This is a genomic window from Devosia aquimaris (genome assembly GCF_020169335.1).
Taxonomy (GTDB): Bacteria; Pseudomonadota; Alphaproteobacteria; order Rhizobiales; family Devosiaceae; genus Devosia; species Devosia aquimaris.
In genome coordinates, this window is sequence record NZ_JAIEZN010000001.1 from 1,178,093 (window position 1) to 1,194,194 (window position 16,102).

The following is a 16,102-nucleotide window of genomic DNA, read 5'->3' on the forward strand; positions in this document are numbered from 1 at the left end:
GCAATGCTCGTCCGGCGCCTAAACTGCGGCATTTGCCCGCAAAAATGCGGGTGAGACGGTCTAGGGAACGATGCGCTGCTCGGTTGCGCCGTCGAACAGGTGCACCAGATCCATGGCAAAGCCGATACCGATGGTTTCGCCAGGAAGCGTCGTGATCCGCTCCCGGAAGACGCCCACCAGCTCGTGTTGGCCCATCTTGAGAGCCACCTGGGTTTCAGATCCCGTTGGCTCGATCACCAGGACCTCTGCCTTCATGCCCGCTGGATCAAGGCGCAGATGTTCTGGCCGTATGCCCAGCTTGGCTGGCCCCTGGTGCGATGCCGCCGTGTGCGGCTGCAGCGGGATGATGGTGCCGTCGTTTAGCTTGAAGCCGTTGCCCTCGACGATGCCATCCAAGACGTTCATGGCTGGCGATCCGATGAAACCAGCGACGAACAGGTTTGCCGGCGTATCGTAGAGTTCAAGCGGCGTACCGATCTGCTCGACTTCGCCCGAGCGCATGACCACGATGCGGTCGGCCATGGTCATGGCCTCGATCTGGTCGTGCGTCACATAGACAGTGGTGGTGCTGAGTCGCCGATGGTTGAGCTTGATCTCGCTGCGCATCTGCACGCGCAGCTTGGCATCCAGATTGGACAGCGGCTCGTCAAACAGGAACACCTGGGGATTGCGCACGATTGCGCGGCCCATGGCGACACGCTGGCGCTGGCCGCCTGACAGATGCCGGGGGTAGCGCTCGAGATAGGGCTCAAGCCCCAGCACTTGCGCAGCGCTGGCCACGCGGCGACGGATTTCGTCGCGCGGGACACGGCCCAGCTTGAGCGAGAACCCCATGTTCTCTTCAACGGTCATGTGCGGATAGAGCGCATAGGACTGAAACACCATGGCGATGTCGCGGTCTTTGGGGGCGAGGTCATTGACGACCTGGCCGGCAATCTCGATCTCTCCGCCCGAAATATCCTCCAGGCCCGCGATCATCCGCAGGAGGGTCGATTTCCCACATCCTGATGGCCCGACCAGGATGACAAACTCGCCGTCAGCAATGTCGATGGAAACGCCATGCAGCACCTCGACGCTGCCATAGCTCTTGCGCACATCACGGATGGTCACTGCGCCCATATTATCCTCCCCTCAGCGTGGTCGCCAACCGCGGACGACCTTGGTTTTCCGCCTCTTGGGCTGCCGTTCTCTGTTTGCGGACGGCTTTTAACCAAGTGCGAGAGCAAGTTTTTTAGCCCGCAGACTCCACGCGCACAAGTATTTTGTCCGACAATATATTGACGGTCAGAAGGTCGTGACCTAATAATCCGACAATTCGGTGCCAATGCTGGGACAAATAGGGGCAGGGCATCGGATAGGGGCAAGGGAGAAGGCCCCGCCAGGGAGGACTGGGCATCATCTGACATTTCGATTCGTCCGCGCGCTTGATTGTGTGCGGGTGCCCGCCGCCATGTTCCATTGAGGAGGAGACTGGAACCATGACGAAAAATCGTTTCAATCGACGCGATGTTCTGCGCGGCGGCGGTGCGGCTGGCCTGGGCCTTTGGGCCACCAGCCAGGGCCTGCCGGTCTTCGCTCAGGACAAGGCTCCGGAGCTTGACCTGCCGCAGGGTGCCGCAGGCAAGCTGACCGTCATTCACCGGACCGAATATTTCGAAGCCGCCCAAAACCTGTTCCGCGACACCGTGACCACCTTCGCCAAGGCCAACGGTGCGGAACTCGACATCTCGACCACCAATCCGGAGTCGTTCGGCGACTTCCTTGGCAAGATGTCCGCGGCCGTGAAGGCCGGAAATCCACCAGACCTGGCCTATACCAGCAATGTGTCGGTGCCGCAGATGCATCTGCTCGGCCTGCTGGAAGACGTCAACGACGTGGTCGAGGAAGCCATCAGCAAGTACGGCAATGTGATGCGCGGCATCAACGCCGAGAAGACCGGCAAGATCGACGGTCGCTGGGTCGCCATTCCGTTCATTGCCAACACCACTGGCACGTTCTTCCGCGGTGACAAGCTCGCGGAAAAGAACATCGATCCCAGCACCCTGGACACCTGGGAACAGCGCCGCGAAGCAGCCCTGGCTATTTCGGACCCGGCCAATGGCTTCTACGGCTGGGGCCTCACGGTCAACCAGTCCGGCGACGGATGGGGCGTGGCTTCGGGCATTCTCAATGCCTTTGGCGGGCACTTCACCGATGCCTCGGGCACCAAGGTCGAGTTCGACTCGCCTGAGACCGTGGCCGCCTTTGAGTTCGTGCGCGAGACCTATGATCGCAATGGCAAGTACGCGGCCATGCTGCCCCCGGGCGTTGAAAGCTGGGGCGACATTTCCAACAACGAAGCCTACCTCGCCGGCAGCATCGGCTATACGCACAATGCGTTCTCGGTCTATGCGGCAGCAAAGCGCGACAACAACCCGGTGTTCCCGGGCACGATCCTGCTGCGCCAGCCCAATGCCAACAATGGCGACAGTCGCGACGGCGGTGCTGTTGGCGGCTGGCTGACGGTCTTCAAGGGCGCACCCAACGTTGAACTGGCCAAGAAGCTGGCACTCGACCTGCTCGATCCGGCCAACTTCACCCCGATGTCCTCGGTGGCTGGCGGCCTGTTCATGCCCGCCTATGAGAAGCTCTGGACGCCTGAACTGATCGAGGCCGATCCGAACTTCGCCATCATCAAGGACCAGGTCAGCGTTCCCGATCCCTTCATTGGCCCGTCCTGGCCCGCCCAGCCGGCGGCTCAGATCGACGCCATCCGGGCCCAGGGCATCCTCGAGCAGTCGATGGGCAATGTCATTGCCGGCCGCATGACGTCTCAGGAAGCAGTGACCGACGCTCACAACAAGATCGTCCAGCTCTTCGAAGAAGGCGGCATCATGTAAGTCGCGGTGCGGCAGGGGCGGGCAATGTCTCGCCCCTGCCGCTCGCCTGATTGGCGCCCGTGCACCCGGTCGGGTGCTGCGGACGCTTGCCCTTTGTCATCTGCGGGCGCGTTCCCGTTGGAGTTCAAGCCATGGAAGATCGCATGAGCCTGGCCACCGCCATCACCAAGCCTCGTCGCGCACGCGCAAAGCGCATTGACCAGTTCTTCGGCCGTGACTGGAAGGTTGGTTATCTGTTCGTGCTGCCCATGGTCCTGATCATGGCGCTGCTGATCTTCTGGCCGTTTGTCAGCGCCATCATCCAGAGCACCACGTCGCTGAACTTCCTGACGGGCGAGACCACCAATGTGGGCCTGCGCAACTACACGCGCCTGTTCACCAACAGCGACTTCCTGCAGTCCATGCAGAACACGATCGTGTTCACCTTCTGGTCGTTGCTGATCAAGTTCATCGTCGGCCTGTCGGTTGCCCTTATTCTCAACAGCCGCCTGCCGTTTCGCGGTGTGCTCAGCGGCTTGATGCTGCTGCCCTGGATCATTCCCGAGATCGTGACCGCACTGGCCTGGAAGTCCATCTACGACCCGCTGTTCGGTGGCCTCAACCCGATCCTTCAGGGCGCCGGCATCATCGATCGTCCGCTGGGCTGGCTCTCGGACCCCAACATGGCGATGGGCAGCATTATCTCGGTCAACGTCTGGAAGGGGATTCCCTTCTTCGTCCTGCTGTTGCTGGCCGGCCTCAAGGCCGTCGACCGCGAGCAGCTCGAGGCGGCCCAGGTCGATGGCGCCAATGCCATCCAGCGTTTCCGCAACGTTACGCTGCCGAGCCTGCGCTATGTGATCGTGGTCACCCTGCTCTTGTCGTTCATCTCGACATTCAACCAGTTCGGCTTGCCATTCCTGATGACTGGCGGCGGACCGAGCGGTGCGACAAAGCTCTACTCCATTCTCGCCTACGAAAAGGCCATTGCGTCGCTGCAGTACGGCCCCGGTATTGCGATCGCCTTCTCGGTGGCGCCGTTGATGGCCGTGATGATCTGGCTGCTGGCGCGCTTCATGCGTCAGGACGACAAGCGTGACGGCGATTTCAACAAGTCGCCAGGGCTTGCCGACCGCGCCCTGAAGTGGATCGGCAAGGGCATGAACCTGCTGATCGACGCCGTGCTTTGGCCAATCCAGAAGCTGTTTGAACTCTACGAGGCCGGTGTTCGGGCGGTCCGGCGGGCTTCGGGCCGTCGCGTCACCCAGCCCATGACCTCGCAGGCCGTGCGTCGCAATGGCGGGCCCTGGCTGCGCCTGATCGTGCTGCTGCCGGTGATGATCTTTGTGGCCTTTCCATTCTACTGGATCATCACCACATCGCTCAAAACCACCGAGCAGATCAGCCAGCGCGAATCCATCTTCTGGCCACAGCCGGCCACGCTCGACCAATATCGGTCGCTGCTGCAGGATACGCCATTTGTGACCTGGCTGCTCAACTCGGCCTTTGTTGCGGCATCCGCGACCCTGGTCTCGGTGGCGCTGGCGTCCCTGGCTGCCTATGCGCTGTCGCGCCTGCGGTTCCGCGGGGCAGGGCTGCTCACCACGCTGCTGCTCATCACCTATCTTCTGCCGGGCACGCTGCTGTTCATCCCGCTCTACCAGACACTGACGTCGCTGGGCGTGATCAACACGCATGCCGCGCTGATCCTGACCTATCCGACGTTCCTGCTCCCCTTCGCCACTTGGGTGCTCATGGGTTATTTCCGCTCCATTCCGGTGGAGCTGGAGGAGGCTGCCCGCATCGATGGCGCCAGCCGACTCTATATCTTCTGGCGCATTACCTTGCCGCTGGCGGCCCCGGCCATCCTCTCGGTGACGCTGTTTGCCTTCACCAATGCGTGGAACGAGTTCCTGTTCGCCTTCGTGTTCATCACCTCTGAATCCCTGCGGACCTTGCCGATCGGGCTGCAATCCCTGGTGGTGGGCGACATCCTGCCATGGGGCAAGCTGATGGCGGCGTCCCTGCTGACCACTATTCCGGTTGCGGTGCTCTACATCTATGCCCAGCGGTTCCTGGCCGAAGGGCTCACTGTCGGAGCGGTCAAGGGATGAACGACCAGGTGTCGGGCAAGACAGGCAGGGCCAGGGCGGTCACAGCCGAGCGCCCGGCACCATCAGCGGTCGACGCCATGGTGGCCAAGATCCGCGGCCTCATTTCCGATGGTGGCCTGCAGCTGGGCGACAGCCTGCCCACCGAAAAGGAGCTGTGCGAACGCTTCGATGCCGGTCGCAACACGGTTCGCGAGGCCATGCGCATTCTCAAGGCGTACGGCGTCGTTGCCGTGCGCCCCAAGGTGGGCGCGACCCTGATCGATGACCGCATGGAGCGCGCACTCGACCTCTTCTCGTTCAATACGCTCGACATTTCGCGGCGCACCTTCAATGACATTCAGGGGTTCCGAAAGCTGATCGAAGTGGGGTCGGTAGACACCATTTTCGACCATGTCTCGGCCAAGGATGTCGCCGAGCTGCGCGCGCTGAACGCCGCGTTGCGCGAGGCGCCCAGCATCAGCGAGGCGTCGGAGCTGGACTTCCGTTTCCACCTCCGACTGGTTTCAATCCTCGACAATCGCGCGGCGCACGATGTCTACCGCATCATGAAGCCGGTGATCATCCGGATCATGGAGCGCGGCAAGCAGATCCGCGACTTCAATGTCGACACCTTCGAGCAGCACGCCACAGTGGTCGATGCGCTCGAGCTGCGGGATCGCATTCGCTACCAATATGCGCTGATCACGCATTTGCATCTGGGACTTTGGGCCTTCGACGAAGAGGGGGAGGCGGATCGGCCGGCGCTGTGACGCAGGCCGTGGGGAGCAATGTGCAGGCCGCCCGTCTCGCATGGAGCAGGACCGCCTGAACATGGCGTCGGGGAGACGCCAATCTTGGGAGGACGAAAATGAAGACTATGCACGTAGCAACTTTGGTTGTGGCGAGCCTGCTCGCTTCGACCAGCCTCACTCTCGCCGGACCGGAGACCGTCTCCGGCCCTGGTGCCGATCCAACCTGCTTCGCGCCCTGGGGCGATGACGCCAAATACATGCAGTGGCCAGCTCAGGAGGGGCCATACCGCATCGCCGTGGTCAACGGCTTTGTCGGGAACACCTGGCGCATTCAGATGATCAAGACCGCCAAGGCATTTGCCGAGGATCCGGCCATCAAGGACAAGATTGCCGAATTCAAGGTGGTCTCGACCGGGACGGACGCGCCTGCCCAGCTTGGCGCCATCGAGGACTTCATCAACCAGGGCTTTGACGCCATCGTCACCATCGCCGTCTCGCCGGACGGCTTTGATCGCGTGATCCGCCTGGCCGACAAGGAAAACGTCGTTCTGGTGCCGTTCGACAACGTTCTGGATACCGACGCTGTCATGCAGGTCAACGAGGACCAGACCGAAATGGGCCATCGCTGGGCCCAGTTCCTGATCGACGAGCTGGCGGCCCAGGGCAAGACGGGTGGCAAGATCCTTGAAGTGCGCGGCCTTGCCGGTAACTCGGTCGACCGCGACCGATCGGCCGCAATTCACGATGCATTCGCGGCCAGTGGCGGCAATTGGGAGATCGTGGAGGTCGTTGGCAACTGGGATGACGGCACCGCGCAGAAGGTCACCGCAGACGCGATCGCCGTGCATGGTCAGTTCGACGCCATCGCAGCCCAGGGCGGCACCACCGGTGTGGTGCAGGCCATGATCGATGCGGGCCATCCCATGGTGCCCATTGCCGGTGAATCCGAGAATGGCTTCCGCAAACTCGTGGCGGAGCACTCTGCCGACGGACTGAAGGGCATTTCCATTGGCCAGTCGCCAGGCCTCGTGGCCATTGCCATGAAGGCGGCAGTGTCCGCCCTTGAGGGCAATGTCATGCCGCAGCTGATCTCGGTGCCGCTGCCCGTTGCCACCTACGACCAGCTCAAGGATGGCGAGAACTTCTGGTCCGATCTGCCGGACAACTTCTTCACCGTGAACGAGTTCCCGCCCTGCGGCGTCAACATTTCGGGCCCCGCCATCATGGCGCAGTCCGAAGCGGACGTGAAGTAAAGCCATATCGTGGCGGCGCCATTCCCGGGCGCCGCCATACCGGCCCGAGCGGTGGAGATGGCTCAAACATGTCTGAACACCCGTTTTTGCAGCTGACTGGCGTGTCCAAGTATTTCGCCGGTACGCGCGCCCTGGAAAGCGTCGACTTCGCGTGTGAACGCGGGTCGATCCATGCCGTTCTGGGCGAGAACGGCGCCGGCAAGTCGACGCTGATCAAGATCATCTCGGGCGTTCTCAAGCCCGACACCGGGTCGATCAGCATTGACGGCATGCCGGTCGACTACGCCAGTCCGGCCGACGCCAACGCCGCTGGGATTGTCTGCATCTTCCAGGAGCTGTCCCTGGTGCCCGACCTGACGGTCGCCGACAATATCTCGCTGGCGCAGCCTCCGCGCCGGTTTGGAATGATCGATCGTCGCGCACAGCGCGAGATTGCTGAACACCTCCTGGCGCGGATCAAATGCGAAGATGTCGATCCCAACGCCCTGGTACGCGACCTGTCGCTGTCGCGCCGGCAGATGGTGGAAATTGCCAAGGCGCTTGGCAAGCGACCGCGCCTGTTGATCCTGGACGAGGCGACGTCAGCCCTGACCCGTAACGATGTCGAGACGGTTTATGGGCTTCTGGCAGATTTGCGCCAGGATAATGTCGCCAGCCTGTTCATCTCCCATCGCATGAACGAGGTCGAGCGCCTGTGCGACACGCTGTCCGTGTTCCGCAATGGGCGCCATGTCGAGACCTTCGCCAAGGGAGAAAAGACCGATGGCCAGATCGTCCGGCTGATGATTGGTCGCGAAGTCGATGCACAGTTTCCGCCCAAACCCGCGCCAACCGAGCATCCCGCGCATCTGCGGGTCAACGCCCTGAGTTGGGAGAAGCGGCTCAAGGGCGCGTCGCTGACGGTTGGGCGTGGCGAGATCGTCGGCTTGGGCGGCCTGGACGGGCAGGGCCAGAAGGAACTCATGCTGGCCCTGTTCGGCGTGCTGCGAGGCGTGGAGGGCCGCGTGGAGGTTGGCGAGACATCTGGCGTGCCCGGCGACCCCGCCATTGCAAAGCAGGCACCACGGCGCATCGCGCTGGTGCCGGAAGATCGCAAGACAGAAGGCCTGATGCTGCCCATGTCGATTGCCGACAATTTGCTGGCAGCGTCCTATGCCTATGTCTCGGTCGGCCCCTTTATCAGCCCAGCGCTGGAGAGCCAGGCTGTCAGCGAGGCTGTCGCCAGGCTGCAGATCAAGATCGGCGACCCGCAGGACGCCGTTGCCACCCTGTCGGGCGGCAATCAGCAGAAGGTGGTTATCGCCAAATGGCTGATGACCGATCCGGACGTCATTCTGCTCAATGACCCGACCCGCGGCATCGACGTCGGCACCAAACAGGAGATCTATCGCCTCATGCGCCGCCTGGCCGACGAGGGACGAGCCATCCTCTTTTATTCCACCGACTATGCCGAACTCATCGGCTGCTGTGAGCGGGTCGCCATCATGTACGACGGCGCCATTGTCGCTGAACTAACCGGCGACGCGGTGACCGAGGAAGCCATCGTTGCCGCCTCGCTCAATATCCACGCCGGTGCATTCGGGGTGACCCAATGAGCAGCAAGCTAGCCAATCTTGCCAGCAGCATCCGCCAGAACCGGGCCTTTGCCGGCGCCGTCCTCATGCTGCTCGCGCTTTTCGTGCTCTACAACATTCTGCATCCCCGCGGCTTCTCCTCGGCGGTGCTGATTCAGAACGCCAATGAATCGGTGGCCATTGTGTTTGTCGCCATGGCACAGACCATTCCGGTGCTGCTCGGCGGCCTCGATCTCTCGGTCGGCGCCGTCATGACCCTGTCGGCCTGCATAGCCTCCGTCCTGGTCAACGGGTCGCCGCTGCAGATCATCATGGGCATGGTGGCAACGCTTCTGGCCGGCACGGCGTTTGGCTTCTGCAATGGGCTGATCGTGGTCTATGGCCGCTTGCAGCCGATCATTGCCACGCTGGCAACCGGTGCCATCGCCATGGGCCTGGCGCTGTTCATCCGACCCAAGCCGGGCGGAGATGTTGATGGCGACCTCAATTGGGCGGTGACCAATTCACTGTGGGACTTTGTGGACACCTATGGCTTCTTCGATCCCGACGCCGCCTGGTTTGCGCCGGTCGCCTGGATTCCGGTGCCGCTGCTGATCATCCTGGTGTTTGGCGCAGGCGTCTGGCTGCCGTTCCGTCGGACAGTGATTGGCCGAACCATCTATGCCATCGGCTCTGCCGAGGGCGCCGCATATATGTCTGGGCTGCCGATCAATCGCGCCAAGATCGCCGCCTTCACCCTGGCTGGCTTCTTCGCTGCCTGCGGCGGGCTTTACCTCGCCATCCAGACAGCCTCTGGCAACGCCGACATCACCCAGGCCGGCGCCTACACGCTCAATTCAATCGCTGCCGTGGTGTTGGGCGGGACGTCTCTGCTCGGTGGCGTTGGCGGCGCCCTTGGCTCGCTGATTGGCGCACTGATCCTGCGCGTCATCTCCTTCTATTTCCGCATCCTGTCTATTGATCCGCTGCTGCAGCCGCTGGTCGAAGGGCTGGTTCTTCTGGCTGCGGTCAGCCTGGGGGCCGTCCGCGTGTTCCGCATCAAGAACCGCCTCGATCTATTCCGCTAGGAGCTCGACATGACCTCTGCCTTCTCGCGCCTTCGTCCGGACGACAAGCCCGTCGTCATCTCGGCGGCCTTCATCGTCCTGATCCTGATCCTCGGCACGGTCTACACACTGGCAACCCAGGGCACGGCACCGCTGTTCTCGCCAAACTACCTGCTGCAACAGCTGCAGACCGGGGCGTTCCTGGGCATTGTGGCCGCCGGAATGATGATGGTCATTCTGCTCGGCCACATCGATCTTTCTGTCCCCTGGACACTCACCGCCGCAGCGATGATGGCCACGGCTGTGGGCGGCGATATGGCGCTTCCAACCGGTATTGCCGTGGGCGTGGCCGTTGGGCTGATCAACGGCCTGGGCGTGGCCTATCTGCGCATCCCCTCGATGATCTTCACCCTGGGCGTGGATTCAGTCATGCGGGGGCTGATGGTATGGCACACCGGCGGCTTTGCCCCGCAGGATCAGGCGACGCCGCTGATGCGCTTCCTTGCAGCCGAAAAGCTGCTGGGCATTCCCGTCGCCATCTTTGTCTGGCTGTTTGTGTCGGTGGTCATCGTCACCATACTCGGACGCACCGCCTTTGGTCGCTCCATCTATGCCACGGGCAACCGGGAAGCCGCCGCTTACCTCTCCGGCATTCGTACGCGTTGGGTCATCGTTGGCGCCTTTGTCATCTCCGGCGTCTGCGCCGCCATTGCCGGCATCCTGCTGGCCGGCTATTCCACCAAAGCCTATCAGGGCATGGGAAATGCCTTTCTGCTGCCCGCCATTGCCGCGGTCGTCATTGGCGGAACGCGCATTCTGGGCGGACGCGGTCGATATGTCGGCACGGTCGTGGGGGTGACGCTGATTGTCCTGCTCAACTCTGTTCTGTCCATCATGCAGATGCCCGAGGCCGGTCGGCAGGTGATCTACGGCACAGTCATTGTCGGCATGCTGCTGGTCTACGGTCGCGACAAGCAATTGACCGCCTGACCACGGCAGGCCAACTGCGCCGTGTGACTTGGCCCCGTGGCAGGCCTGAGATTGCCGCACACCCTGGTGGCAAGGACGGTTTCACCGGGTTCAGGCACGTGCAATGCGTTACGAGAGCTCGTTGGCGTCTCTGTTTGCGTGCAAATTCCATTTCACAGTATGATGTGCTACAGAATGATCAAATGGGAGCACATGATGCTTCCGTGCGGTCATTCTGTGGAATGTGTCATGTTGGACAACGTCGTGCCGTGCAGCCGGAGTGGTGTGGATCGTACCTGGGCGCGCCGCGCCATCGCCATTCTGGAGGCCGAGGGACGCCGCTCCGCGGACACCCATCTGATTGCCATGCCGGTCGCCGCGTTTCCCGATCTGGCCTTCTATTTCAAGGACGAATCCGCCCATCCCACCGGCAGCCTCAAGCACCGCCTGGCACGGTCGCTGTTTCTCTACGGCATCTGTAACGGCAAGATTACCGAAGGAGTCACGCTGACCGAAGCGTCCTCGGGCTCAACGGCCGTGAGCGAAGCCTATTATGCGCGCCTGCTCGGTCTGAATTTCATCGCGGTTCTTCCAGCCAGCACCAGTCCGCGCAAGATTGAGGCTATCGAACAGCAGGGTGGCCGCTGCCACCTGGTTGCGGACGGCTGCACAATCTATGCCGAGGCGGCACGGCTGGCCGCCGAATGTGGTGGGCACTATCTCGACCAGTTCACCTATGCCGAGCGCGCCACCGATTGGCGCGGCAACAACAATATCGCCGAGTCCATCTTCCGCCAGATGGAGAACGAACCCTTTTCGACACCAAGCTGGATCATTGTCGGCGCCGGCACGGGCGGGACGTCGGCGACCATCGGCCGATACATCCGCTATCGCGGCTGCGAAACGCAGCTTCTGGTGCCCGATGTCGAGCACTCCGCCTTTTACGACGGCTGGACGCACGGGGACATGCAGGCCCGCTGCGCCACGCCGTCCGGCATCGAGGGGGTGGGGCGGCCACAGGTGGAAAAATCCTTTGTTCCCGATGTGGTCGACGAGATGATCAAGGTGCCCGATGCGGCCTCGCTGGGCGCCATGCGTGTATTGTCGCGCCGGCTGGGACGACGCGTCGGTGGCTCCACCGGCACAAATTTCTTCGGCATGTGCTGGGCCGCCGACGGTATGCGCAACCGCGGGGAATGCGGCGCCCTGGTCACGCTGATCTGCGATAGCGGTGAGCGGTACGAAGACAGCTACTACAACGATGCCTGGCTGGCCGCCCGCGGCATCGACACCCGGCCCTATGAAGCCATGGTGGAGAGCTTCCTCGCTGGAGGCCTCTTTCGCGCCAGGTTGGGCAACTAGGCCAGACGATCAGGCACTCGAAAGCCAACACCGCCGGTGTTTGCGGCGGTGTTGGGCGAGACTGGTTCATCGGCCCGGCAGTCTGGCGAGATCGGCGCTGCGGCCGATCAATCCTGATGACGGGCGACCACTGCCACGCCATCTCGCAATGCGGCAACCGGATCGGCTGCAACGTCGAGTTCGATCAGGGCAATGTCGCGACCAGGCGTCTGATTCATGGCCGCCGACCAGGCTGCCCAATCGACAATGCCCTTGCCGAAGTCCGCCATGTAGCGTTGCTGCTGATCATAGATCGTGGAGTCGATTACCAGATGCCCCTCGATGGGGGCGAGGGCGTCCTTCCAATGCGCGAGAGCAATGCGGGGCGCGTGTCGCTGGGCAACGCGAACCGGATCGCCACCGCCGAGGGCAATATGGCAGGAATCCGGGCACAGCCAGACATAGCCAGGGTCGGTCAACCCCATGAACAGATCGACATCGCGTTCGTACCACAAGGCGCTGTTGGATTCGGTGTGGATCGCCAGCTTGATGCCGATGCGGCTCACCGCCTCGCCAACAGCATGGGCAATATCGGCCATGCGCTGCATATAGGGCCCGTCGATAAAGACCGGGGGCTGAACGCCAAACGTCTGCCGCATGGGCAATCCACAGACCAGCAGACCGCCGCCCAGCTCGGACAGGACAGTCGCGCGCCGTTCGGCATCTGCGACGATGTCGGCCAGATTGTCGCCCTGATCCCATTTCGGGCCGTCGGCCACGAAAGCGCTCACAATGCTGACGCCGGCATGATCGAGCGCCGCCTTGAACCCGGCGACATCGCCATAGGCCGCCAGGGCATTGTCGATGCTGCCGGGCCCAAACGTCAGCTCCAGTCCGGTGACGCCCGTGCCTTTGAGTGTGGCGAGCACCTTGTCCCAGAAGGGGCGGGGATTGGCAGCCCCCCAGGCAAGCACCTCACCAAAGTGCGCAACGCCCCAGAAGTCTGGGTGGTAGAAGGTGATAATGTCGGTGGCGATAATTCTGGCCATTGGAATACCCTAGCTGGAACGAAGGTGCGGAACGGCGGCTACTTGATGCCGGTGCCCGCAATACCCTGGACGAAGTACTTCTGGAGAAAGAGGAAAAGGATCAGGACCGGCAACAGCACCACGATGGCGCCTGCGAGAAGCAGGCCATAGTCGGTGGATTTGGCCGCCTGGGACGCCACCGCCAATCCCACGGGCAGCGTATAGGTGTCCTGGTTCTGCGCCACGATCAGCGGCCAGAGGAAATAGTTCCATGAGTTCAGGAACGTGATGATCGCCACCGTGGCGATCGCCGGCCCAACCAGGGGCAGGAAGATCTTGAAGAAGATAGCGAATTCGCCCGCGCCATCGAGCCTTGCGGCTTCCAGGAGTTCGTCCGGAACCGAATTGGCGAACTGGCGCATGATGAACACGCCAATGGGCATGACCGCCATCGGCAGGACCACTGCGGTCAGTGTGTTGACCAGCCCCATCTGGACCACGATGAAGAACTGCGGAACGAACAGGGCGATATAGGGCACCATCATCGCCGCGAGCACACAGCCGAACACCATCTTCTGTCCGGGAAACTCCAGCTTTGCCAGCGCATAGCCCGCCATGGTGGCAAACAGCACATTGGTGATCACCGTTGCCGCCGACACGATCAATGAGTTGATCATGTATCGGCCGAACCGGCGCTCGGAGAACAGGGTGACGAAATTGTCCAGATTGGCAAAGCTGCGCGGCAGCCAGGCCCCGGGCGCTGACATGATTTCGGCTTGCGTCTTGAACGCGCCGAACAGCACCCAGGCGAAGGGCAGCAGGGCGATCACCGCACCGATGGTGAGCAGGCCATAGAGCAGGGCAGTGAGAGCAGGGTGTGGCTTGGTCATCAGTGGGCCCTCAGCAGACGCAGTTGCAGAACGCCGAGCACCACCACAATGGCGAGCATGACATAGGATCCGGCCATGGCGGGCGCGATATTGCCCTGGCCGAACTGCTCATAGACCCACAACGCCACCGACTTGGTGGAACTGAGTGGGCCACCCTTGGTGACGAGGTAGGGCTCGTCGAAGATATTCATGAAGGACACGGTCATCAGCACCGTGACCAACAGGGTTGCGGGCTTGAGCAGGGGCAAGGTGATCGCGCTGAAACGGCGCCAGGCGGAGGCGCCATCGATCCGGGCGGCCTCATAGACATCGCTGGGTATAGCCTGCAGGCCAGCCAGGAACAGCACCATGCAGGTGCCGATATTGCGCCAGACCGCGAGCATGATGACCGTCGGCATGGCCATCCGCGGATCGCCGAGCCAGTTCGGGCCCGTCGCGCCCATGGCCTCGAGCATGGAATTGACCGGTCCGCTCAGCGTGAAGGCGTATTGCCAGATGACGGCGGCCGCCACGATATTGGTGATCACCGGCAGGTAGAACGCGGCCCGATAGGTTGCGCGCAGCTTGGTGATGCCGCTGTTGAGCCCGATGGCCAGCGCCAACCCGATCATCATCGTCAATGGCACGCCGATCAGCACAAACAGTGCCGTGGTCCACACCGACTTGAGAAATCCCGGATTGGTCAGCACGCGCGCGAAGGTCTGGAACGATACGAAATCGACGTCGAGCGGGTGTCGGATGTCGGCAACGCCGATGTCTGTGAAGCTGTAGATCAGCGCCAGCACCGCAGGCACAGCGGTGAAGACCACAAAGATCGTCATGAACGGCGCAACGAACAACCAGGCCGTGGCCGCACGCCAGGGGCTGGGCTCTTGCTTCCAAAGCGCGATGCGGAACACGGCTGGACTCCAGGCTCTAGGGCGTTTGGGAAAGGCTCCGGGGGCAAGCCCCGGAGCCGCTCGGGAGGTCAGTTACCCAGGCCAACGCCTTCGGCGAAGCTCTGGACGTCATCGAGCACATCCTGGGCACTGGCCTGGCCGCGGGCCACCAGTTCCATCTGCTGGCCCATATAGGTCCCGACCTGCGGCCAGGTGGACACCTGCGGAATGTCGACGGCCGTTTGCAGGGCCTCACGCTCTGCGTCCAGCAGCGGATTGGACGCGATGGCGGGATCGTCCCAGGCGGCCTTGACCGCGGGCAGGGAGCCAAACGCCTTGTACCAGGCGATCTGGGTCTCCGGCGTCGTCAGGTAGCGGGCCAGCTTCCAGGCTGCGTCAGGGTTCTTGGCGTCCTTGAGCACGGCAATGCTGCCCGACCCCAGCGCCGAAAAGCTTCCAGCCGGACCGGCGGGCACCTGCGCGGTCGCCAGATGATCCTTCACCCAGTCTGCGCCATTGGCCTCCACGAGCCACTGCTCGAGCCAGGGACCATTGTCCTTGGCGGCAATCTGGCCGGACGTGAACCAGGGGACGGTATCGAGGAACTTCGGCCCGTCTGCGGAAGCGTAGCCTTCCGTGATCAACGAGGCCCAGTATTCCAGCGCCGCGACATTCTCGGGCGAGTTGATGGTCCAGGCGCTGCCATCGGCGGCGATAAAGCTGCCACCGTTCTGATGCACGAATTCGTTCAGCCCCTGTGCGTTGTAGATGTCATATCCGACGTCGAGCGAAATCGGCCACTCGACGCCCTGCGCCTTCATCGCGGCAGCAAATGTCTTGAGCTCGTCCCAGGTCTTTGGAACCGAAACGCCGGCCTTTTCCGCAAGATCCTTGCGATACTGGAAAATGGTGGCGTAGGCGTCCCAAGGCACGCCATAGGCCACGCCGTTCTTGACGTTGGTGTTGTAGGTATTGCTGAAGAACGCATCCGGATCGACCAGGCCCGCCGGAACCTCTGCGAATGCGCCTGTCGCCATCAGGCCAGCCTGGCTCTGCGAATACAGCCGCACCAGATCCGGCACCGTTCCGGCCGCAATCGCGGTGAGCAGCTTGGTGTCAAACTGATCCGACGGAATCTGGGTCACCTCGACCGTGAGGTCCGGATTGGCCGCCTCGAAGTCTGCAAGGAAGGCGGGGAGCTTCTCGCCCTCGGCGCCACCAATCCACACCTGCAGCGAACCGGTGGCCGGGCTATCGTCGATGGCGTCTTGTGCAGAGGCGAACGGGGTCGCGACGGCGGTGGCAGCGAGCAGAGCTGCTGCGATGGCTAGATGCTTCATAAGGGTCCTCCACAAGACCGGGAATGACGACATTCTGGCCCGCCTGAGCGCGGCTTCCCTCCAGCACCGGCTAGACCAAC

At 62.4% G+C, this 16,102-nt stretch carries 13 protein-coding genes; 8 read left to right on the forward strand and 5 right to left on the reverse strand.

The window, feature by feature from the left end; translation table 11 throughout:
- Nucleotides 1–60: 60 nt before the first annotated feature.
- A complete protein-coding gene (locus K1177_RS05690) occupies nucleotides 61–1,119 on the reverse strand; it encodes an ABC transporter ATP-binding protein (protein ID WP_224702340.1) in 1,059 nt (352 codons plus the stop codon).
- A gap of 359 nt (nucleotides 1,120–1,478) precedes the next feature.
- Here K1177_RS05690 and K1177_RS05695 point away from each other — a divergent pair, with 359 nt between their 5' ends.
- The 8 genes from K1177_RS05695 to K1177_RS05730 all read left to right on the forward strand — a co-directional run bounded on the left by K1177_RS05695 (nucleotide 1,479) and on the right by K1177_RS05730 (nucleotide 11,907).
- Nucleotides 1,479–2,879, forward strand: a complete 1,401-nt coding sequence (locus tag K1177_RS05695; protein WP_224702341.1) for an ABC transporter substrate-binding protein — start codon at nucleotides 1,479–1,481, stop codon at nucleotides 2,877–2,879.
- Between the two features lie 131 nt (nucleotides 2,880–3,010).
- The gene (locus K1177_RS05700) at nucleotides 3,011–4,972 is read left to right on the forward strand and encodes an ABC transporter permease (RefSeq protein ID WP_224702342.1); all 1,962 of its coding nucleotides are present in this window, start codon (nucleotides 3,011–3,013) and stop codon (nucleotides 4,970–4,972) included.
- The gene (locus tag K1177_RS05705) at nucleotides 4,969–5,721 is read left to right on the forward strand and encodes a FadR/GntR family transcriptional regulator (protein ID WP_224702343.1); all 753 of its coding nucleotides are present in this window, start codon (nucleotides 4,969–4,971) and stop codon (nucleotides 5,719–5,721) included. Before K1177_RS05700 ends, K1177_RS05705 begins: the two co-directional genes overlap by 4 nt.
- Before the next feature lie 98 nt (nucleotides 5,722–5,819).
- Nucleotides 5,820–6,956, forward strand: a complete 1,137-nt coding sequence (locus K1177_RS05710; RefSeq protein ID WP_224702344.1) for a sugar ABC transporter substrate-binding protein — start codon at nucleotides 5,820–5,822, stop codon at nucleotides 6,954–6,956.
- A 68-nt stretch (nucleotides 6,957–7,024) separates the two neighbouring features.
- Nucleotides 7,025–8,551 (forward strand): sugar ABC transporter ATP-binding protein, encoded by a 1,527-nt coding sequence (locus tag K1177_RS05715; RefSeq protein WP_224702345.1) that lies wholly within the window; start codon nucleotides 7,025–7,027, stop codon nucleotides 8,549–8,551.
- The gene (locus K1177_RS05720) at nucleotides 8,548–9,597 is read left to right on the forward strand and encodes an ABC transporter permease (protein ID WP_224702346.1); all 1,050 of its coding nucleotides are present in this window, start codon (nucleotides 8,548–8,550) and stop codon (nucleotides 9,595–9,597) included. Before K1177_RS05715 ends, K1177_RS05720 begins: the two co-directional genes overlap by 4 nt.
- A 9-nt stretch (nucleotides 9,598–9,606) precedes the next feature.
- Nucleotides 9,607–10,566 carry an ABC transporter permease gene (locus tag K1177_RS05725; protein WP_224702347.1) on the forward strand — a complete coding sequence of 320 codons (960 nt, stop codon included), beginning with the start codon at nucleotides 9,607–9,609 and terminating at the stop codon, nucleotides 10,564–10,566.
- Between the two features lie 228 nt (nucleotides 10,567–10,794).
- Nucleotides 10,795–11,907, forward strand: a complete 1,113-nt coding sequence (locus K1177_RS05730; RefSeq protein ID WP_224702348.1) for a PLP-dependent cysteine synthase family protein — start codon at nucleotides 10,795–10,797, stop codon at nucleotides 11,905–11,907.
- Between the two features lie 107 nt (nucleotides 11,908–12,014).
- On the opposite strand, the gene K1177_RS05735 is transcribed toward K1177_RS05730, so the two are convergent.
- From K1177_RS05735 to K1177_RS05750, 4 genes are all read right to left on the reverse strand, one after another.
- The gene (locus K1177_RS05735) at nucleotides 12,015–12,935 is read right to left on the reverse strand and encodes a sugar phosphate isomerase/epimerase family protein (protein WP_224702349.1); all 921 of its coding nucleotides are present in this window, start codon (nucleotides 12,933–12,935) and stop codon (nucleotides 12,015–12,017) included.
- 38 nt (nucleotides 12,936–12,973) lie between these two features.
- Complete coding sequence (locus tag K1177_RS05740; protein ID WP_224702350.1) at nucleotides 12,974–13,804, reverse strand: carbohydrate ABC transporter permease; 831 nt, start codon at nucleotides 13,802–13,804, stop codon at nucleotides 12,974–12,976.
- Nucleotides 13,804–14,703 (reverse strand): carbohydrate ABC transporter permease, encoded by a 900-nt coding sequence (locus K1177_RS05745; protein WP_224702351.1) that lies wholly within the window; start codon nucleotides 14,701–14,703, stop codon nucleotides 13,804–13,806. Before K1177_RS05745 ends, K1177_RS05740 begins: the two co-directional genes overlap by 1 nt.
- Before the next feature lie 68 nt (nucleotides 14,704–14,771).
- The gene (locus K1177_RS05750; RefSeq protein WP_224702352.1) at nucleotides 14,772–16,022 is read right to left on the reverse strand and encodes an extracellular solute-binding protein; all 1,251 of its coding nucleotides are present in this window, start codon (nucleotides 16,020–16,022) and stop codon (nucleotides 14,772–14,774) included.
- Nucleotides 16,023–16,102: the final 80 nt, after the last annotated feature.